The sequence below is a fragment of the Pseudomonas spirodelae genome, from assembly GCF_034653255.1.
GTDB classification, from domain to species: domain Bacteria; phylum Pseudomonadota; class Gammaproteobacteria; order Pseudomonadales; family Pseudomonadaceae; genus Aquipseudomonas; species Aquipseudomonas spirodelae.
In genome coordinates this window covers 1-19,159 of sequence record NZ_JAYEET010000050.1, presented here as the reverse complement: position 1 = coordinate 19,159, position 19,159 = coordinate 1, and the positions used below count along the sequence as shown (strand labels likewise).

General features: G+C 57.9%; 23 protein-coding genes, 1 tRNA gene and 1 pseudogene. 10 read left to right on the top strand and 15 right to left on the bottom strand.

Annotated elements, in window-relative coordinates:
* Nucleotides 1–286: 286 nt before the first annotated feature.
* Nucleotides 287–541, top strand: a complete 255-nt coding sequence (locus SOP97_RS16765; RefSeq protein WP_274086451.1) for a pyocin activator PrtN family protein — start codon at nucleotides 287–289, stop codon at nucleotides 539–541.
* Here SOP97_RS16765 and SOP97_RS16760 read toward each other — a convergent pair.
* Nucleotides 536–1,681 carry a site-specific integrase gene (locus tag SOP97_RS16760; RefSeq protein ID WP_322950215.1) on the bottom strand — a complete coding sequence of 382 codons (1,146 nt, stop codon included), beginning with the start codon at nucleotides 1,679–1,681 and terminating at the stop codon, nucleotides 536–538. The genes SOP97_RS16765 and SOP97_RS16760 overlap by 6 nt on opposite strands.
* 124 nt (nucleotides 1,682–1,805) lie before the next feature.
* Here SOP97_RS16760 and dusA point away from each other — a divergent pair, with 124 nt between their 5' ends.
* Nucleotides 1,806–2,810: a tRNA dihydrouridine(20/20a) synthase DusA gene (gene dusA / locus SOP97_RS16755; RefSeq protein ID WP_274086453.1), complete on the top strand. Its 1,005-nt coding sequence runs from the start codon at nucleotides 1,806–1,808 to the stop codon at nucleotides 2,808–2,810.
* Nucleotides 2,811–2,851: 41 nt separating this feature from the next.
* A complete protein-coding gene (gene tal, locus SOP97_RS16750; protein WP_274086454.1) occupies nucleotides 2,852–3,778 on the top strand; it encodes a transaldolase in 927 nt (308 codons plus the stop codon).
* Between the two features lie 47 nt (nucleotides 3,779–3,825).
* Here tal and rssC read toward each other — a convergent pair whose 3' ends face one another.
* Both rssC and rssB read right to left on the bottom strand, forming a co-directional pair.
* Nucleotides 3,826–4,308 (bottom strand): anti-sigma factor antagonist RssC, encoded by a 483-nt coding sequence (rssC, locus tag SOP97_RS16745; protein WP_274086512.1) that lies wholly within the window; start codon nucleotides 4,306–4,308, stop codon nucleotides 3,826–3,828.
* Nucleotides 4,309–4,316: 8 nt separating this feature from the next.
* Complete coding sequence (gene rssB, locus SOP97_RS16740; RefSeq protein WP_322950214.1) at nucleotides 4,317–5,501, bottom strand: two-component system response regulator RssB; 1,185 nt, start codon at nucleotides 5,499–5,501, stop codon at nucleotides 4,317–4,319.
* 215 nt (nucleotides 5,502–5,716) lie between these two features.
* On the opposite strand from rssB, the gene SOP97_RS16735 reads away from it, so the two are divergent.
* Complete coding sequence (locus tag SOP97_RS16735) at nucleotides 5,717–6,016, top strand: PilZ domain-containing protein (protein ID WP_322950213.1); 300 nt, start codon at nucleotides 5,717–5,719, stop codon at nucleotides 6,014–6,016.
* Between the two features lie 64 nt (nucleotides 6,017–6,080).
* Here SOP97_RS16735 and SOP97_RS16730 read toward each other — a convergent pair whose 3' ends face one another.
* Nucleotides 6,081–6,782, bottom strand: a complete 702-nt coding sequence (locus tag SOP97_RS16730; RefSeq protein WP_322950212.1) for an MlaA family lipoprotein — start codon at nucleotides 6,780–6,782, stop codon at nucleotides 6,081–6,083.
* A 233-nt stretch (nucleotides 6,783–7,015) separates the two neighbouring features.
* Here SOP97_RS16730 and SOP97_RS16725 point away from each other — a divergent pair, with 233 nt between their 5' ends.
* Both SOP97_RS16725 and SOP97_RS16720 read left to right on the top strand, forming a co-directional pair.
* On the top strand, nucleotides 7,016–7,726 hold the full coding sequence (locus SOP97_RS16725; protein ID WP_322950211.1) for an HAD family phosphatase: 711 nt from the start codon (nucleotides 7,016–7,018) through the stop codon (nucleotides 7,724–7,726).
* Nucleotides 7,727–7,872: 146 nt separating this feature from the next.
* Nucleotides 7,873–8,139: a DUF4404 family protein gene (locus tag SOP97_RS16720; protein ID WP_274086459.1), complete on the top strand. Its 267-nt coding sequence runs from the start codon at nucleotides 7,873–7,875 to the stop codon at nucleotides 8,137–8,139.
* Between the two features lie 106 nt (nucleotides 8,140–8,245).
* On the opposite strand, the gene queF is transcribed toward SOP97_RS16720, so the two are convergent.
* From queF to SOP97_RS16700, 4 genes and pseudogenes are all read right to left on the bottom strand, one after another.
* The gene (gene queF, locus SOP97_RS16715) at nucleotides 8,246–9,076 is read right to left on the bottom strand and encodes an NADPH-dependent 7-cyano-7-deazaguanine reductase QueF (RefSeq protein ID WP_322950210.1); all 831 of its coding nucleotides are present in this window, start codon (nucleotides 9,074–9,076) and stop codon (nucleotides 8,246–8,248) included.
* A 97-nt stretch (nucleotides 9,077–9,173) separates the two neighbouring features.
* Complete coding sequence (gene pyrF / locus SOP97_RS16710) at nucleotides 9,174–9,872, bottom strand: orotidine-5'-phosphate decarboxylase (protein ID WP_322950209.1); 699 nt, start codon at nucleotides 9,870–9,872, stop codon at nucleotides 9,174–9,176.
* A gap of 124 nt (nucleotides 9,873–9,996) precedes the next feature.
* Nucleotides 9,997–10,443 (bottom strand): annotated as a pseudogene (locus SOP97_RS16705) (DUF3291 domain-containing protein).
* Nucleotides 10,444–10,551: 108 nt separating this feature from the next.
* Nucleotides 10,552–10,785 carry a DUF1127 domain-containing protein gene (locus SOP97_RS16700; RefSeq protein ID WP_322950208.1) on the bottom strand — a complete coding sequence of 78 codons (234 nt, stop codon included), beginning with the start codon at nucleotides 10,783–10,785 and terminating at the stop codon, nucleotides 10,552–10,554.
* 97 nt (nucleotides 10,786–10,882) lie between these two features.
* Here SOP97_RS16700 and SOP97_RS16695 point away from each other — a divergent pair, with 97 nt between their 5' ends.
* The gene (locus SOP97_RS16695) at nucleotides 10,883–11,737 is read left to right on the top strand and encodes a LysR substrate-binding domain-containing protein (protein ID WP_322950207.1); all 855 of its coding nucleotides are present in this window, start codon (nucleotides 10,883–10,885) and stop codon (nucleotides 11,735–11,737) included.
* Here the strand turns inward: SOP97_RS16695 and SOP97_RS16690 are convergent.
* Nucleotides 11,727–12,482, bottom strand: a complete 756-nt coding sequence (locus SOP97_RS16690) for a sulfite exporter TauE/SafE family protein (protein ID WP_322950206.1) — start codon at nucleotides 12,480–12,482, stop codon at nucleotides 11,727–11,729. The two genes, SOP97_RS16695 and SOP97_RS16690, sit on opposite strands and share 11 nt — an antisense overlap.
* 106 nt (nucleotides 12,483–12,588) lie before the next feature.
* Here SOP97_RS16690 and SOP97_RS16685 point away from each other — a divergent pair, with 106 nt between their 5' ends.
* The gene (locus tag SOP97_RS16685; protein ID WP_322950205.1) at nucleotides 12,589–13,545 is read left to right on the top strand and encodes a LysR family transcriptional regulator; all 957 of its coding nucleotides are present in this window, start codon (nucleotides 12,589–12,591) and stop codon (nucleotides 13,543–13,545) included.
* A 150-nt stretch (nucleotides 13,546–13,695) separates the two neighbouring features.
* Here SOP97_RS16685 and efp read toward each other — a convergent pair whose 3' ends face one another.
* The 4 genes from efp to SOP97_RS16665 form a co-directional block, all read right to left on the bottom strand.
* Complete coding sequence (gene efp, locus SOP97_RS16680; protein ID WP_322950204.1) at nucleotides 13,696–14,268, bottom strand: elongation factor P; 573 nt, start codon at nucleotides 14,266–14,268, stop codon at nucleotides 13,696–13,698.
* A gap of 46 nt (nucleotides 14,269–14,314) precedes the next feature.
* Nucleotides 14,315–15,451 carry an elongation factor P maturation arginine rhamnosyltransferase EarP gene (gene earP / locus SOP97_RS16675; RefSeq protein ID WP_322950203.1) on the bottom strand — a complete coding sequence of 379 codons (1,137 nt, stop codon included), beginning with the start codon at nucleotides 15,449–15,451 and terminating at the stop codon, nucleotides 14,315–14,317.
* Nucleotides 15,452–15,694: 243 nt separating this feature from the next.
* Nucleotides 15,695–15,784 (bottom strand) — tRNA-Ser (locus SOP97_RS16670).
* A 92-nt stretch (nucleotides 15,785–15,876) separates the two neighbouring features.
* Nucleotides 15,877–16,104, bottom strand: coding sequence for a hypothetical protein (locus SOP97_RS16665; RefSeq protein WP_322950202.1), 228 nt, complete (start codon nucleotides 16,102–16,104; stop codon nucleotides 15,877–15,879).
* A 183-nt stretch (nucleotides 16,105–16,287) separates the two neighbouring features.
* On the opposite strand from SOP97_RS16665, the gene SOP97_RS16660 reads away from it, so the two are divergent.
* Both SOP97_RS16660 and SOP97_RS16655 read left to right on the top strand, forming a co-directional pair.
* Nucleotides 16,288–16,977: a crotonase/enoyl-CoA hydratase family protein gene (locus SOP97_RS16660; RefSeq protein ID WP_322950201.1), complete on the top strand. Its 690-nt coding sequence runs from the start codon at nucleotides 16,288–16,290 to the stop codon at nucleotides 16,975–16,977.
* 225 nt (nucleotides 16,978–17,202) lie between these two features.
* The gene (locus SOP97_RS16655) at nucleotides 17,203–17,925 is read left to right on the top strand and encodes a 1-acylglycerol-3-phosphate O-acyltransferase (RefSeq protein WP_322950200.1); all 723 of its coding nucleotides are present in this window, start codon (nucleotides 17,203–17,205) and stop codon (nucleotides 17,923–17,925) included.
* A gap of 53 nt (nucleotides 17,926–17,978) precedes the next feature.
* Here the strand turns inward: SOP97_RS16655 and SOP97_RS16650 are convergent, their stop codons facing one another.
* Both SOP97_RS16650 and SOP97_RS16645 read right to left on the bottom strand, forming a co-directional pair.
* A complete protein-coding gene (locus SOP97_RS16650) occupies nucleotides 17,979–18,707 on the bottom strand; it encodes an amidotransferase (RefSeq protein WP_322950199.1) in 729 nt (242 codons plus the stop codon).
* 230 nt (nucleotides 18,708–18,937) lie between these two features.
* Nucleotides 18,938–19,159: transposase (locus SOP97_RS16645; RefSeq protein ID WP_322950198.1), on the bottom strand; the 222-nt coding region annotated here is incomplete at its 5' end.

Genomic DNA, 19,159 nt, shown 5'->3' with positions numbered 1-19,159 from the left:
GCTCTGACCCACTTGCGAATCGTGTTGCGCGCCAACCCGGTGCGCTTGGCTATCTCATGCAGCGACAGCTTGTCGCGGAAATACATCCGGCGAATTTTGCCCATCATTTCCATACTGATCACCCTGTGTTCTCCTGCTCAAAAATTGAGCAGAAGCAGTTGAACACCTGGGTCAGTTTTCAGTCGGCAGAACAGCCTCTACTGGGTCAGTTTTCGGTCAGCGGCAACAAAACCGATCCTGTACGAGCAGTACCCGCAGCGCAAAAAGTTGTGAAAGGATATCAGCGATGAACACAACATTTTTGCTGATGGCCCAGTACAACGGCCAAGCGATTATCCCGCTCGAACAGGTCTGTCGGGATTATTTCACCCACCTCACCCCAGATATGTTCCAGCGCAAAGCACTGGCCGGACAGATCAAAATCCCGATCACCCGACTTGAAAGCAGCCAGAAGTCTGCCAAAGGCATCCATCTGCAAGACCTCGCAAACTATCTAGACGAGCAGCGCGCTGCAGCAATCAAAGAGTGCAAACAGTTATGAGCCTGGCTGTTTCTTACGCTTGGCCACAGCCGCGCCAAAGCTCACTGGCATCGCCAACACCTTCGGAAGCCACTCCCAACCTGCGAAAGAATCCCCACGCCCATGCAGGTGGGTGTAGCGCCGAAGTGAGTTCCAGTCCCGGTGGCCAGAAACACTCGCCACCCGAGGAATATCCCAGTCCATTTCAAACAGCCTGCTCACGCCACCGTGCCTCAGGTCATGGAAGTGAAGATCCTCGATCTGCGTCCTCTCAATCGCCCGCGCCCATGCGCCCTGTATCGCGTCACCGGTGTACGGGAAAATCTCCTCATAGACCCGAGGCATGCTTTGCACTAAGGCCCAGGCCTCTGGAGGCAGATGACACCACACATCGTTGCCCCACTTGTCCCCTGGGTTTTTCATATCCCGGACAAGTACCGCCTGCCGTGTTTCATCCAGATCTGCCCAGCGAATCCGAACGATCTCGTCCTGCCGCCGAGTGGAGAACAACGCAAAAAGAACGACCTTGGGCATGTGCACCGACAACGGACGTGCTTTCAAAACATCACAGAATCGCTCGAGCAACAGAGCCAGCTCAGCCGGGGTCGGCCGCCGCTCGCGCTCACGGCTTTTCATTTTGTAACCCAGCTTATTGAGTACCATCCGAGCATCGGTCATAGCGCCGGCAGGCACGTCATACCCCCAAGCTGGGCGGGCGACTGATAGAACTGCTCCAAGATGAGCTAGATCATTACCGGCAGTTTGCGGCTGAACACCACCACCCTCAGAGCTCATTCGCCATAGCGCAAAGTCAACCAGCACCTGGCTGGTCATCTGCGCTGGCGTCATATCACCCAGGTACGAAGCCATTACCGCACGCAGTGTGTACTCCTTCGTCCGCCCAAGCGGCTGAGCCTGGCCGACCTCTGCCAAGTACTTATCGATTACATCCCTGAGCAGCACACCGCCCCTCTTGGCGCGCTCGATTGCACCCGGCTCACTTAGCTCAGTCTCGCGACGCTTCACCCATGCCTCAGCCGCCTTCTTGCGCGCGAAGGTTTGGCTCTCTGTGTAAACTTGCACCCCATCTTTTTTGATTCGAATCTGAGCGGTGTAACTGATCGTGCCGTCAGCCCTCTTTCGCGGTCTGATCGTTGCCATGGTGGTACATCCTGTTTGCCGGTGGTACATGCAAGCATTTAGGTGGTACAGCGTACCACCCGACTTTTAAAAATGCCCGCAAACCCCCGAAAACACGTCAGAAACACGCACACCGGAGACACCCATGCTACAAGGCTTAACCCCAGAAACCACGCCGCCTCCAGTGTCCCGCCGCTTCTCAGTAGCGCCGATGATGGACTGGACTGATCGCCATTGCCGCTTCTTCCTACGCCAGCTGTCGCATCACGCCTTGCTATACACCGAGATGGTCACCACGGGTGCAATCTTGCATGGCGATACGGCGCGTTTTCTGCGTCATAGCGCCGCCGAGTATCCGCTGGCATTGCAGCTGGGTGGCAGCGTGCCAGCCGATCTGGCGGCCTGCGCCAAGCTGGCACAAGAGACAGGTTATAACGAGGTCAACTTGAACGTCGGCTGCCCCAGTGACCGGGTGCAGAACAACATGATCGGCGCCTGCCTGATGGGTCATCCACAACTGGTGGCTGATTGCGTTAAGGCGATGCAGGATACCGTCGAGATCCCTGTAACAGTGAAACACCGCATCGGTATCAACGGCCGCGACAGCTATGCCGAGCTGTGTGATTTTGTCGGTACAGTTCGCGATGCAGGCTGCCGCAGCTTTACCGTGCATGCGCGTATCGCCATTCTCGAAGGGCTATCGCCCAAGGAAAACCGCGAAGTACCACCACTGCGTTATGACGTGGCCGCACAGCTCAAGCAGGACTTTCCGGAACTGGAGATCATCCTCAACGGCGGCATTAAGACCCTAGAGGATTGCCAGCAGCACTTGCAAACCTTTGACGGCGTGATGCTAGGCCGCGAGGCGTACCACAACCCTTACCTGCTGGCCCAGGTAGACCAACTGCTATTTGGCTCCAATCGCGCCGTGATGAGCCGCTTCGAAGCTATGCACAGCATGCGCGACTACATCGCAGCGCATCTCGCCGAAGGCGGCAGCATGCACCACATCACCCGCCATATGCTCGGCCTGGCCCAGGGCTTTAACGGCGCGCGACGCTTTCGCCAACTGCTCTCGGTGGATATTCATAAAACCAGTGAGCCGCTGGCGCTGTTCGATCAAGCGGCGCAATTGCTGCAAGGTCGCTGACTCGGGTAAGGTCGGCTCATCTGCAACGACAAGGCTGTGTCATGACTTCCAAGCTGGATCAACTCAAGCAGTTCACCACCGTGGTCGCCGATACCGGCGACCTTGATGCCATCGCCCGCCTAAAGCCGGTTGATGCCACCACCAACCCTTCCCTGCTGCTGAAAGCCGCAACCATGCCCGGCTACAGCGAGCTGCTAAAAAGCGCCGTTACCGCCAGTAAAGGCGACCTGGGCATGGCCTGCGACCATTTTGGCGTGGCGGTGGGTGGCGAAATTCTCAAGGTCATTCCTGGGCGGATTTCCACCGAGGTGGATGCGCGCCTGTCCTTCGACACTCAAGCCACGCTTCGCCGCGCCGAACGCTTGATCGGTTTGTATGAAGAGGCTGGCATCGGCCGCGAGCGCGTGCTGATCAAGATCGCCTCGACCTGGGAAGGTATCCGCGCCGCCGAGCAACTGGAAAAAGCCGGTATTCAATGCAACCTGACGCTGCTATTCGGCTTCGCCCAAGCGCAGGCTTGCGCCGATGCTGGCGTGTTTTTGATTTCGCCTTTTGTAGGGCGTATTTATGACTGGTACAAGAAGGCCGAAGGTCGTGATTTTGTCGGCGCCGAAGACCCTGGCGTGCAGTCAGTCACGCGCATCTACAACTATTATAAGGCCAACACTTACCAAACCGTGGTGATGGGCGCGAGCTTCCGCAATATCGGCCAGATCGAACAACTGGCCGGCTGCGACCGCCTGACCATCAGCCCGGAACTGCTGCAGCAGCTGGCCGATGACCTAAATCCACTGCAACGCAAACTCAATTCAGGCCAACCGGCCCAGGCCAAACAAAGCCTGAGTGAGAGCCAATTCCGCTGGGCCATGAATGAAGATGCCATGGGCACCGAAAAGCTGGCCGAAGGCATTCGTCTGTTCGCCCGCGACCAGGAGAAACTGGAAAAGCTACTGAGCAGTCAGGTCTAAATGCAAACGGGGCGCTTAATAGCGCCCCGTTTGTTTAACCCGGCCAATCAGTGATGCTCAAGCGCACTGACCAAGTCGTGGAAGGCTTCGCGATTGGACTCGTTTAAGCCCATCAGAATGCGGTGCGCCTCAAGCACTTTGGCGCGCACCAACTCTTCGGACTGATCCTGCGACGGCAAATCATCCAGGCAATCCGGGCATGGCAGCGGTGTATCAACGATATTGAACACCTGATCAAAACCCATAGATTGCAGCAACCGAGTGATATCGGGATGGGTGGTTACTACAGTCGGCAGTAGACCCACTTTCTGCCGCGACAAAATCGACAACTTGGCCAACAATCCGAGCGTCGTGCTGTCGATACTGCGCGTCTCAGTGAGATCAATCACGATGGCTGAGAAATTCAGCGCTGTAAAAATCTTCTCGATGGTCGAATCCAAGGCGGAACAGAGCGTCAGGCGCACTTCGCCGACAAACTTCAAGATGAAGGTGCCATCCTGCTCTGCAAACTGAATTCTACCGGGGCTCATCCCAAGGCTCATGCAAGGTTCCTGCTTAACACCAGCAAGGCGATATCATCCGGCATATCCCCTAGATTGGCCAGCCCAAAAGCCTTGCGTAGGCCATCCAGGGTACCGCCTGCAGTACTGATCAATTGCGGCAACAGGGTTTCCTTGTCTTTTAAGGTATCACCCGGCAGCAGATCCAGGATGCCATCGGAAAGCAGCGTCAAACTAAAGGTCTCCGGCAATTCCAGCTCCAGATCGTTGTATTGAGCATCGACAAATAACCCGACCGGTAAGCCACGCCCCTCCAAATAGCGAGCCTGACCTTCGCTGTACAACACCGGGAGCGGCAGATGCCCACCAATGCTGTAGGTCAGACGGTTGTTGGTCTGATCGATCACACCGCCGAGCATGGTCACATGCTTACCGAGGTTGCAGTTGATCAAGCCGCGATTGATATGGCCAAGCACCTCGGACGGTTTGAAGTCCGGCAGGCTGCCGGTGCGGCGCGACTCGTAGAGCAAACGGGTGGTCATAAACTTCAGCAACACAGTGATAAATGCTGAAGACGCACCATGCCCTGACACGTCAGCCAGGTAGAAGGCGATACGGCTGTCATCTACGCGGAAATAGTCAACAAAGTCGCCAGACAGATAAAGAGAAGGAATGATCTGGTGCGCAAAGTTCAAGCCGTCAGCCTGCCAAGGCGTCACTGGCAGCATGTTCATCTGCACTTGGCGGCCGGCGTTCTGGTCTTCCTGCAACAAATGCAAGCTGGCTTGCAGCTCACGGTTGGCGGTTTCCAGTTCGTTACGGTAACGCTGGTTTTCCAGACGTAAATTGGCACGATCCAACGCCCGGTGAACGGAATGCTCAAGCACGGCGAGATCAGCCAAGGGCTTAATCAAGTAATCGGCAGCCCCCAGGCGCAACGCCTCAACGGCATCGCTCATCACGCCGGCCCCGGACACCACGATCACCGGGGTTTCTACATGCAGAGCATTAATACGGCGGATCAGCTCAAGACCGTCGACTTGTGGCATGCGCAGATCGCAGATCACTAAATCCGGGGACTCGGCATGAAAGACTTCCAGCCCCTGCAAGCCGTTGGCGGCCTGGAGCACATGAAAACCACTGTCTTCCAGGTAGGCGGCGAGGCTCGCACGCACTACGTCATCGTCATCGATTATCAGCAGCGTGGCACTGGTTGTGTGCATGAGGTATCCAGGCAAACTGCGCCGGGTAGGGTTGGCTTGGTACGTTCAGGCAAAAGCCTGGACGCGCGAACTCGGCTTGCTTCAAGGCGCAGACGGTACTCCCATCCTCTAAGCGATTCAAGCGCACGCCGGCCGTCGAAACACGCCTTTACACCTCAAATCGGCCAAGGTTATAAGAACAGTAGGACAGCCCTAATCACATGAGGAAAATGCCCATGAGCCAAAATGATCGTGATTACAGTGAAAAACGCGATTACATCCGCATGCGGCTCGAAGCGCCCGTCACGCTGCACCATGACGGCAAGGAGATTCCTGCACTGTGCCTCGATCTGTCCAGTACTGGCATGCAGCTGGAAGCTGAAAGCGCGGTCAGCATCGGCGACAAGGTGCGTATCCATATTGCCTCAGACCACAACGCGCTGCGTGGCCTGGATGCGCAAGCCGAGGTGGTTCGCGTAAGCGCGATGGACGATGGACGCCAGGCGCTTGGCTTAGCGATCATTTCAATGAACTAAGGCCATTGCAGGCAAGAAAAAGGCGACTATTGAAGTCGCCTTTTTGATTTTCAGAACAGCCGATTTAAAAATCGTCTTCGACCTGACCGTCACGCACCCTGAACTCACGATTTTGCAGGTAAGCGTTACGGACAAATATGTACCTGTCGCCACTGACCAAACGCTCGACCGACAGCAGTTGCGCGCGTGTGTCGACGACATCAACGCCCAGCACCACATTTCGCGTCGGCACATGATTGATATAGCCATTGGCAGCCAGTGCACCATCCGGCAATTTGCCGAATGCGTCGCGCACTGTGCTCGGCCCGAGCAACGGCAGTACAACATAAGGACCGCTGCCCAAGCCCCACACGCCTAGGGTCTGACCAAAATCCTCATCGCTGCGCTGCAGGCCCATGGTGCTTCCCACATCGAAGAAGCCTAGTAGACCGAACGTGGTGTTGAAAATCAGCCGCCCCGTATCAACCCCTGCGTCGTGCAACTTACCTTGCAGCAGGTTGTTGGCCAGATTGCCGACATCACCGATGTTGCTGAAGACGTTATGCACGCCATCTTCAAGAAATTGCGGCGTAACTGCCTGGTAGCCTTTAGCCAGAGGCTTGAGGGTATACATATCAACGTTATCGTTGATGCGGAACATAAAACGGTTGTAGCCCTGCCAAGGGTCTTCGTCGTTGGCTTGCGCCAGTGCAGGCAGCGATAGCACGCCGGTACAGGCAACCAATAGGCTCAATCGTTTAATCCAACTCGCACCGGTCACACGCATCACAGTCACTCCTTGGAAATACTCAGGCTGCCACAGGCGGCCAAATCAGGTGGCGCAGTATAAGACCACAGCTCGCTAAAGGGGCAGCATAGCGGACGAACAAGTACCTGGAAAACCGTCCTGGCAAGGCCTTACACCGCGCCGAATGGCCGCGACACTGCACGAAAATAATCTGTTCATCTGCCTGTAACCTGCGAGGAATAGCCTGCACTAGTCCTTTTCAAGGAAGGCTCATGCAAACCCCTGCCGCCTCGCCCGCGTTCAACGCCCTATTATTTAGCCTCTCCGGCTGCCTGGTTGATTTTGGCGCACGCAGCATTGCGCTGGCCCTGCAACGCCTTTATCCCAATGCACCTAATCCCCAGAGCCTTGAACAGGTACTGGGTCGCCAAGCCCTGCCCGAGGAACGCCTGGCTTACCAACAAGCACTTTGCGAGACCGCGCGCGAGCATGCGCAAGCCACGCACGCAGCCGTACCCTTGCTGGAGCAATTGCGACTGCAAGGCGTGCCCTGCGCCTGGTTGGATGAACTGCCACTCGATGCCAGCACTTGCCTGGCCAGCGAACTACCGGCCTGGCTACGCGGCACACCTAGCCGCAGTCACCGCCCATGGCCAGCACCGGACGCAATTTGGCTTAGCCTGCTGGAGCTGCAGGTGAATCAGCTTGAAGGCTGCGTGCTGGTCAGTGGCGAACCACGTTTGTTACAGGCGGCGCTTAATGCCGGCATCTGGACCATTGGCCTGGCCATCAGCGGCCCTCTGTGCGGAGTAGCGCTGACAGACTGGCAGCGCCTAACCATGGGCGAACGTGATCGATTGCGCAGCCAGGCCACCCTGAGCCTTTACCGGCTGGGCGTGCACTCGGTGATTGACCAACTGAGCGACCTGCCCACCTGCCTCGCGGACCTTAGCCTGCGCCGCCAAAAAGGCGAAAAGCCTTAAACCCGTCGCGGCTTGCCCACCGGCCAATGCATGCTCTTGACCCAAAGCAAGCAAAGCCCGCGAGCTTGGATTACCCTGACGTTATGCAGAACCTTTCGCCTTGGTGCAAGGTCAGCCCATCTGTCGATCAATAAAGGGAGAGTTCCATGCCTGCAAGCCGCCTGCAGCAACAACTGCAAGACCTGCGCGACCAACTGGTCGAACAACCACCGCTAACTGAAGAAGAACGCGCCGAGCTGTTTGTGCTCACGCAGGAGATTGAACTGCAACTGGCCCGCCAGGCCGCCGCCGCGCCGGATGCGACGCTGATCGACGGGGTTAACCTGGCGGTAGAGCGCTTCGAAGCCAGCCACCCGACCATTGCGGGCACCCTGCGCAATATCGTGCAGAGCCTGGCTAATATGGGTATTTAAGCCCTATCGGCACGCGCGGGGTCTACCTCGCAAGCGCAGCGAGACGAGGCAAAACTGCCGAGAACAACACCCAGAAAAACCCCAGCTCAACGGCTGGGGTTTTGCGTTACTGGCGTGCCAAGCGCTGATTATCCGGGCTGATAGGCCCAGTACTGCGATAGGGATTGATATCCAACCCACCGCGGCGCACGTAACGCGCATACACCGTCAAATGCTCGGGCTTAAGCAAGCGTTGCAGGTCGAGAAAGATCCGCTCAACGCATTGCTCGTGAAAATCCGCATGCTGGCGAAAGCTCACCAGGTAGGCCAGCAAGCTGGCGTGATCCAGCGCCAGGCCACGGTATTGCACCACTAGCGTGCCCCAATCCGGCTGACCGGTGACCGGACAGTTGGACTTGAGCAGATGACTGTGCAGGCTTTCTTCAATCACCTGCGCCGCGTCACAGCGCAGCAACTCAGGCTGCGGCTGCGCATAGTTGCTGATGTTAACGTCCAATTCATCAATACAGGTGCCGGGCGCAGCGGCCACACCGTCAGCCGTTACCTCGGCCAGGCTGCGTACTCGCACGCCCACTGGCTTGCCCGCTGCGGCCGAAAGGTCCTTCACCAGCACGAGCACCAGTTCGTCAGCCGTGTTGAACACCGACTGGTTCAGCGAGTTGAGGTACAGCTTGAATGATTTCGACTCGATGATATTCGGCGAGTCGGCAGGAATCGCGAACTCCCCCATGGCCACCACCGGTTTGCCCGACGGCAGCAACCAGGACAGCTCGAAGCAGTTCCAGAAATCTATGCCCTGATACGGCAGCGTTTCAGCGCTCAGCCCCAGCTCGGCCCATTTAGCCGCACGCGGAATGGGGAACAACAACGCGGGCGTATAGGTAGCGATGTATTCGCTGGATTTACCCAGTGGCGAATCTTCGGCGGCGGGATGCATAGAGAGAACCTGGTTAGTCGAAACACGATAGTGAGTAGAGCTTGAAAGTGACTTCAGCGCGGCAGGCGCATTAAAGCGCTTGCCACACGGCAATGCCTCAGGCCAGCTCGGCGACAACAGCAGCCAAGGCCTGCGCCGGGTCGGCGGCTTGGCTGATTGGGCGGCCAATCACTAGATAATCCGAGCCCACATCCAATGCCTGACGTGGGGTCAGAATACGCCGCTGATCATCCTGAGCACTGCCGGCCGGACGAATCCCCGGGGTCACCAGTTGCAACGCCGGATGAGCCGCCTTTAGCGCCTGCGCTTCTTGGGCCGAGCACACCAAGCCATCCAATCCAGCTTGCGCGGCCAGCCCGGCAAGACGCAGCACCTGGGCCTGCGGCTCTAGATCCAGGCCGATACCGGCCAAGTCCTCGCGTTCCATGCTGGTTAGCACGGTCACGCCGATCAGCAGCGGCTTGGCGCCGCTGAGCTTATCCAGGGTTTCGCGGCAAGCTGCCATCATGCGCAGGCCGCCCGAGCAGTGCACATTGACCATCCACACGCCCATCTCGGCCGCTGCCTTGACGGCCATGGCCGTGGTATTAGGGATGTCGTGGAATTTCAGGTCGAGGAACACCTCAAAGCCCTTGCCGGCCAGCACATTGACGATCTCCGGCCCGCAGCGGGTGAACAGTTCCTTGCCGACCTTGACCCGGCACAGCGCAGGATCGAGCTGATCAGCCAATGCCAGCGCGGCATCACGGGTCGGAAAATCCAGGGCAACGATGATCGGGGTTTGGCAAGCGGACATGGGCGGGCTCTCGGGCATGACAAATTCGGCGCGCATTGTAGCGGATGCGCAGCGCGCTTGCCGCCCCGGTGATCCGCTAGCCTCGCTCACGGCTCAAGCAACCCGCAAAAGATATGAGTCACGATTACTCGACAGCCTGAGCCACAAGGGCATTGGGCGCCGCAAAGGCCTGACGGAAACTGAACGCGTCTGCGCTCGCAGCCTGGTCGCGCAGCCACGCCAAACGCTAGGCCGCGTCGACCACTGATGGACGATGCCCCGCCGGCACCCACCACAACACCGTATGCGCCGCACTGACCTTGCTGAACCACTCCTGGCGGCGCTTGAGCATCTCGGTATGCGCGGACGTGTACACGTAATCGCTCAGCGCCTGTACATAACGCCAGACAGAGAGGTTTACCAGCACGTCGTCGCCAAACGGGCGAAACGCGGTGGCATCGCCCGCCTCGTCCTGTAATCGCCACACATAGCCTGGCGAGGCTTCAGCCAGCGCATTAATACGCTGCAGATTGGCGACAAAGTCAGCCATGCTCGGCGACTCCAACGGCGCCTTCATGCTGGCGATATTCAACTACGCGAGCTGATAAATGGGCATCGGCGCTCTCCTTTCAATGTATTCATTCCCTTAATAACCGCGACCCTGAGCATGCATTCAGCCTCAGCGCACCAAGGCCAACCGTTAGCGCTCCAGCGGATCATCCCAGAATGGGCGCTCGCTCTCCTGCATGGCAGCACTGCGGCTCAGCCCGAGGTCCTTCAATGCCGCCTCATCGAGCATGGCCAAACGCCGCCGCTGCTCAGACAACTGCCACCAACGGTATAACTGACGACCGACTGCACGCAGTATTTCAAGTGGCCGGCGGCCCTGTAGACGATCACTACCGACTAGCGCATAAGCTTTTTGACCTTTCATCTTGACGCCCTCCTCGTGGGGTTGGCGACAGTCTCGCGCTGGGCTTATGATCAATCCAACGAATGTTTCTTATGCAATACATCTCGGAGATTGATGCATGGCCAGCTATCCCAGCATCGACAGTGAACTGCTGCGTACCTTTGTCGCGATTGCCGACCAAGGCGGCTTTACCCGCGCTGCGGAAATGGTCAACCGCACCCAGTCGGCCGTCAGCATGCAGATGAAGCGCCTGGAAGAAGACGTGATGCAGCGCCCGCTGTTTGTTCGCGATGGTCGCCAGTTCAGCCTGACCGCCGAGAGTCAGCTACTGCTGAGCTATGCCAGGCGCATTTTGAAACTGCATGCCGAGGTAATTAACAGCATGCGCGAGCCGCATATGGTCGGCACCGTACGCATCGGTACACCCGATGATTATGTGATGCGGTTTATGCAGGGCATTTTGGTGCGCTTCGCCCAGTCCTATCCGCTGGTGCAGGTAGAACTGCACTGCGAGCCGTCCTTCCAGCTACTACAACGCCAAGACCTTGACCTGACAATCGTCACCCGTGAACCGGGCACCGAGATCGGTCAATTGTTGCGCCAGGAACACCTGGTTTGGGCGCAGGCCCGCGACGCCAACCTGCATGAACTGGAAACCCTGCCCCTGGCGATGTTCAACTCGCAGTGCTTTTGCCGTTCCTGGGCCTGCAATGGCCTGGAGGCGCTGGGGCGTGATTTCCGCATCGCTTACACCAGTCCAAGCCTGTCGGCGATCATGGCCGCGGTCAGCGCCGGCTTGGCCATTACCGCACAGCTGCAAAGCCTGATCACCCCAGATATGCAGATTATTGGCGAGGCCGAGGGCATGCCCGCCCTGCCCTCGGCCAGCATCGTCCTGCTGCGCAACAGCAACACGCAAACCCAAGTGACTGAAACCCTGGCCGAGCAGATTGCCGAGAGTTTCAGGCTTTAAGCCCCAGCAGCAGCGCGCACAGCAGCAGAAAGCCGGCAAACAACCCGCGAAGCACGCGCTCGGGCAACGCATGGGCCAGTTTCACGCCCCAACTAATACTCAGCAAACCACCAATCGCCAGGGGCGCTCCCAATACCCAGTCGACATGACCATGCGCAGCATAGGTCGCCAAGGTAACAGCAGTACTCGGCGCGGCCAGGGTCAGAGACAGGCCCTGCGCCATCACTTGGCTGGCGCCAAATACCAGGGTCAATACCGGCGTCGCCAACACCGCACCGCCGACCCCGAATAAACCGCCAAGCAAACCTGCACCACTGCCCAGCAGCGACAACCAGGGCCAGGGATAACGCAGCCCCGCCGACAACGCCGGCGGTTTACTGAGCAAGCGAGAGACGTTGTAAGCCGCCAGTAGCACCAAGAAGATCACGAACCCCTGACGCATCAGGTCAGCATCCAGGGTGATAGCCCAACCCGCACCCAGCAGGGCAAAAGCCAAACTGCTGGTCGCCAGCGCCAACGCATGCCGCCACTCGATACGCGTGCGTTGGTGATAGCGCCATAAGGCCAGCAACACATTAGGCACCACCATCACCAACGCTGTGCCTTGAGCCAGTTGTTGGTCCAAGCCAAACAACACGCCCAGCGCCGGAATGGCGATCAAGCCGCCGCCGATCCCAAACAGGCCACCCAAGGTACCGAGAACCAACCCGAGCAGCAGGTTCAGAGCAAAATCGAGCACGGTCATCGGCAGTCTCCACAAAGATGTTGCACACCTTAGTCATTCGCTACTGGCCGCGAAACGCATAGCAACGCAAAATGGCTATGCCCTTAACGCACAGCAGAAGCAACGCATGAACCCCGACAACCTAACCGACCAGCTCAGCCTGTTTCTCGATGTGCTGGAAACGGGCAGCTTTTCCGCCGCCGCCCGTCGCCATCCGCTCACGCCCTCTGCGGTGGCACGGCGCATTGATACGTTGGAGCGCTCACTGGGCAGCCAGCTGTTTAGCCGCAGCACGCATGCCGTACGCGCCACCTCTGCCGGCCTGGCGTTTGCCGAGCGCGCCAAGCGCATTCTTGCCGAGTTGCACCTGGCCCGTGCCGAGGCGGTGTCGCTGAGCAGCGCCCCGGAAGGGTTGATCCGCATCGACGCACCCGCACCGTTCGGTCGCCGACATCTCGCGCCGGCGATTGCCGAGTTTCTCGTCGCCTATCCGGGGCTGGATGTACAACTGCGCCTGATCGACAGCTTCGTCGACCTGCACGGCACGCATTTAGGCGAAGTCGATCTGGTGCTGCGCATCGGCCCGCTGGCCGATACACGCCTGGTTGCCACCGCGCTATCACCGATGGTGCGGATCGTTTGCGCCAGCCCCGCGTACCTGGCACAACGCGGTGTACCGCGCACGCCTGCCGAGTTGCTGGATCATGACGGCCTCGATTGGGACAGCCTGGCCCCGCCATACGCCTGGCGCTTCGAGCAGCACGGTAAGCTGCAGCTGTGCCGCCCAAAACGCCTGCGCATGACCGCCAACAACGCCGAGGCCTTGCTGTTCAGCGCCATCGCTGGCCTGGGCATCGCCCACCTGCCTACATGGCTGATTAGCGACTACCTAGTACGCGGTGAATTGCTGCCCCTGTTCTGCGAGAACGGCTTACCCGCGCCCGAACCCAGCGGCATCTACGCCCTACGTCTGGAGCGCGAAACCGACTCACGCAGCCGCTTGTTATTGGAGTTTCTCAAAGCACGTTTTGGCCCAATAGCGCCCTGGGACCTGGCTCTGCAAAGCGGTTTACAGCGCAGTTAAGGGCTGCCGGTAAATCGCAGGCATAAAAATGACCGGGAATCATTTTTAGCGTCGCGCAGCGACGACCCAAAGGGTGGCCGCCATGGATGGCTGGCCATAAAAAAACCCGACACTAGGTCGGGTTTTTTCTTCTCGCCGTTAAAGCCAGTCTTAGACCGGGGCTTTAGCGCGGGATTTGTACTCGCCGGTACGGGTGTCGATCTCGATCCAGTCGTCAATGTTGCAGAAATCTGCAACCTTAACTTCAGTCCCGTTGCTCAGCTTGGCTGGCTTCATCACCTTGCCAGAAGTATCACCGCGAGCGGAACCTTCGGTGTAGGTGATCTGGCGAACGATCGTGGTCGGCAGGTCGACCGAAACCACTTTGCCTTCGAAGAAGACGGCTTCGCAGACGTCGGTCATGCCATCGACGATGTACGGCATGATGCTTTCCAGGTCGTCTTTGTTCAGCTCGAACTGATTGAACTCTTCGTCCATAAAGACGTAGTTTGGTTCGCTGTAGTACGAGTAAGTTACGTTTACGCGATCCAGGATAACCGGCTCAAGCTTGTCATCAGCCTTGTACACGGTTTCAGTCGAGGAACCGGTCAGCAGGTTCTTCAACTTCATTTTAACGATGGCGCTGTTACGACCGGATTTGGTGAATTCGGCCTTCTGGATCAGCCAAGGTTGGCCGTCGATCAGGGCCACACTGTTGGGCTTCATTTCTTGTGCGGTTTTCATACGAATATCCGGATTTGGATGGAATTACAAAATTCTTGGCCGCGTATCATAGCCAATTTAGGTAAAACTGCACCAGCGCCTCAGCAAGATCGGCCTGCGAGGCCCGTTCTAGACACCACTGTTCGGCGTGTACAATCTGCTCTGGCCAATTTTTCAGCAGCTGCGTCCAGCATTCGCCCATCGGCCCGTTGCTATTCCAGGCATCCCATAGACGGGCTAGGGCTACTTGCGCCTCGGCTGACAAGCCTTCCTTATAGAGCGCTAAAAATGCGTTGAGCTTTTCCAGGTGCGCGCCATCAGCCTGCTCATAAATATGCCAAAGCAGCGGCCGCCCGGCCCATTGCGCGCGAATGAACGAGTCTTCACCGCGCACCGCATTGAAGTCGCAACTCCAAAGCAAACGGTCGTACTGATCCTGCGAGATAAACGGCAGCACCTGGATATGCAGCTGGCCACGCTGACAAGCATCACCGACCTGCAATGCGGGGCTGCCCAACCAGCCCTGCAAGCTACTCAAAATACGCCCTTCAGGTACTAACAGCTGAATCCGCTGCGGCCCTGCCGCCAACACCTCCAGCCAACTGCCTAAGGCGGCATTCTCATAGGCGAACAGCGAAATCAGCAGCGCACCAGCCAGCGGTTCAACACCCAGGTCACGCAGAAACTCATCGCGCGCACGCTCGTCCGCCTGAAATGCTCGACGCTGCGCCAGCAGCCCACGCTCACGCAGTAAACCACCGCTGCCTGGGGTAAACCCTGGAAAGAAGAAAAACTTCGACAAGCCGTTGGACTGCATCGAGGGCAAACCATGGCAACCCTCCACCCAGTCCTCGGCGCTCAGGTACTCCAGATTAAGCCAGAGAACCTTCTGCTCACGCCCCGCCATCGCCGCGATATAAGCCGCCGGCAGCTCACAGGCAAACGCCTCGATCACCACATCCGCGGGCTCGACCACCTCCTGCCAATCGGCGGGCCACAGACAAATCTCAACACTCTGCTGAGTTTGCCGCGGCGCCTGAACTTCAGCCTGTGGACACAAACGCACAAACGCACCTAGATCATCCACCCACAGCCGCACTGCCAGCCCATGCTCGGCCGCCAACTGCCGCGCGAGCCGCCAGGTCACTCCGATATCGCCGTAGTTATCGACAACGCTGCAGAAAATGTCCCAAGTCGCCTTCATGCCCAACCCCAACCGTCAGACACGCAGTCTAACAAGCGACCAACGGCGAGCGGGTTAGATATGACTCCACGAATGCTCTCGGGGACATCGCGACGGAAGTAAAAAATGCCACTTACAGGGTGCTTCCAAGGTTGGGCCATGACAGTCATCTGTACCACTCCGCTGTACCAATCGGGCGGAGACATGCGGGGCCTGAAACGAAAAAACCCCAGAAAGACTGCTCTCTCTGGGGTTTTTAATGTCTGGCGGTGAAGGTGGGATTCGAACCCACGATACGATTTCTCGTATACACACTTTCCAGGCGTGCTCCTTCAACCGCTCGGACACTTCACCGGGTCTCGACGGTCATTGCTGTCTGTCGAGGCGCGCAAATGTAGCCGAAGAGGCTGCCAAAGGCAAAATATTTTTTCAAAAAATTCATGCGCTTAAGCCAAGTGCTGGTCGTCGGCGGACGGATTGGTAGTACTCGGTTCGAATCGTTGCTGGCCGAACAGGACAAATCCCAGGGAGATAAACAGGCCGAAGCCGAACAGTCCCAGCACACTAAGCGGGCTTTGACTGTGCTGATCACTCGCAAGCCAGAGCATGCTGACCAACAGCAGCAACGCCAATGCAGCTCGCCAGCACTTAATAAGTCGGATTAAACCAGGCATGTCGATCACTCCTTATAGAGGGGTGAGCTTAATTGCGAGTAAACCGAGTAGCCCAATTGGCGATCTTGATCGCCGCCATAGCCCGAGTCGCCGGCAATCACTGACCAGCCAGTCAGTCATCGTGCTTTACCTGACCGATGTGGGTGGGTAACGTCTGCGACACTTCAGCACAAGGAACCCACCATGAGCGACCTGATCAGCTACCAACTCGACGATGGCATTGCCACCCTGACCCTGTGCAATGGCAAGGTGAATGCTATTTCCCCGGATGTGATCACGGCGTTTAATGCCGCTCTGGATCGCGCCATACAAGACAAGGCCATCGTCATCATCACCGGCCAACCAGGCATTCTCTCCGGTGGTTACGACCTCAAGGTGATGACCTCCGGCCCGCAAAACGCGATCGACCTGGTTGCCGCCGGTTCGACCCTGGCGCGGCGCATGCTGGCCCACCCCTTCCCGATCATCGTCGCCTGCCCAGGCCATGCGGTGGCCAAGGGTGCGTTTATCCTGCTGTCGTCCGACTACCGCATCGGCACCGAAGGGGCATTCACCATCGGGCTTAATGAAGTACTGATCGGCATGACCATGCACCACGCGGGCATCGAGTTGGCCCGTGACCGTCTGCGTAAATCGGTCTTCCACCGCTCGGTGATCAACGGTGAGATGTTCGACCCGCAAAGCGCTGTAGATGCCGGCTTCCTCGACAAGGTCGTGCCGGCCGACGAACTGCAGGCCACGGCGCGGGCTGTTGCCCAGCAGATGAAGAAGATCAACATGACTGCGCACAAGAACACCAAGCTGAAGGTGCGCAAAGCGCTGCTTGAAGCACTGGACAACGCGGTGGAACTGGATAAGAAGCAGTTGGTGTAAACCACTCTGTGCCGCACCGCAAAGCCCGGCCAAGCGCCGGGCTTTGTGTTTAGTGACGTACCCACGAAACGCCATCAGGCACCCCGCAGTACATTCATCCTTTACGCGGCTTAAACGTCGCTTAATGCCGCTAAAAACCTTGTAACGACCTCTTATCAGCATCAATTGCCGAAAACAGTGCACGCCCGTACACTTCGCGCCTTTTTCCTATGACGGGCGTACCAAATGCTTTTTCTACTGCGCATGCTGGCGATGGGCGTGCACTTTATCCTCGCCGGCATCCTGGGGTTGTTAATCGGCATTTGTCGACCGTTCAACCCGGATAACAGCCGCCTCTGTGCGCGCCTCTACAGTATTCCGGCGCAGTGGCTGCTGGGCTGGAAGCTCAAGACCGATGTGCAGCCGCTGCTCGACCACCAGCGCTCCTGCGTGATTATCGCCAACCACCAGTCCAACTATGACCTGTACGTACTTGGCCGTGTGGTGCCCGAGCGCACCGTCAGCATCGGCAAGAAAAGCCTGAAGTGGGTGCCGTTCTTTGGCCAGCTGTACTGGCTGGCAGGCAACGTACTGCTCGATCGTGGCAATGCCGTTCGCGCGAAAAAATCCATGCTCACGACTACCGACACCCTCAAGCATAAAGACACCTCAATCTGGGTGTTCGCCGAAGGCACGCGTAATTTGGGTAAAGGCTTGCTGCCCTTCAAGAAGGGGGCCTTCCAGATGGCTATTGCCGCCGGCGTGCCGATCATCCCCGTGTGCGTCAGCACCTACGTCAACCACTTACAGCTCAACCGCTGGAACAGCGGCGAGATCATGATCCGCTCATTGCCGGCCATCCCCACCGCCGGCCTGAGCCAGGAAGACCTGCCGCAGCTGATCGAAACCTGCCAGAGGCAGATGCAGCAGTGCATTGAAGCCATGGATAAGCAGATCAGCCCAGCCTAAGCGTTACCAATAAAAAAGCCCGGTCATTGACCGGGCTTTTTACCAACAGCGACTTACTCCGCCAGACCGGCACGGCCCTGCGCGACAAAACGCATCATCCACTCAGCCACGGTGTGGCCTTGGTGGTCATGCTGCAGGCTGTCGACACCCTTGGTGTAGGCCGCCTCACCGATATGCTGTTGGCGCAAGTCGAGCAGCGCGCGCGAGTAGTCATGGACAAACTCGGGATGCCCCTGGAAGCACAGCACCTGATCGCCAATGCAGTAAGAAGCAATCGGGCAGAACTCACTGCTGGCCAGCAATGTGGCGTTTTCCGGCAGTTTGGTGACTTGGTCCTGATGACTGATCAGCAGGGTCAGGTCTTCCAGGTCGGGGCTCATCCAGCCCGGTTTGTTGGCCATGCGGTACTGGTGAATGCCCACGCCCCAGCCCTGTACGGCGCGTTCAGTCTTGCCGCCGAGCAGCAGGGCGAGAATCTGATGACCGAAGCACACGCCCAACAGCTTATCGCCACGGCGGTAGCGCTCCAGCAGGTAGGTTTTTAGCGTTTGGATCCAGGCATCGCTTCCGAAGGAATCCGCCTTACTGCCCGTCACCAGATAGGCATCGTAGCGCTCGCTGTCTGGCGGGTAGTGCCCCTCCATCACGTTGTACACCTTGAACTCGGCAGCAATCGGCTGTCGGGCAAACAACTGCTCGAACATACGACCGTAGCTGTCGTATTGGTCGACCAATTCAGGGCGAAGAACATCGGTTTCCAGGATGCAGATACGCAGCGACATGAGGTTTCCTGAGGTGAACGCCGAGGGCAATATTGAGTGCGGCTTCTTAACATACAGCTCTGCGCAAAGGAATAGCTTCCCTAGGGATGGTCTGAAGTAGTCATGTATTTCTGGCTAACTTCAGCCTCCGCCGATTTTGAAAGCGGCAAATCGATCAAAAGCGATCAGATCACCCGCTTATTTCTGTGTTTTTAGCCGCCGCAAGCACCTCGCGGCAGCCATTCCCCGCATTACAGGCGCACCTCTCCCGCATTCGTCAGTAAATGTCTGCGCGCCATCCACAGATTCGACAGCGCGAACAGTGTCACCAGTTGCGCCGTGTTCTTCGCCAGGCCACGGAACCGCGTCTTCACATAACCGAACTGGCGCTTGATCACTCTGAATGGGTGTTCGACCTTGGCCCGAACCTGCGCCTTGGCCTTCTCGATTTTGAGCTTGGCTTTGTATAGAGC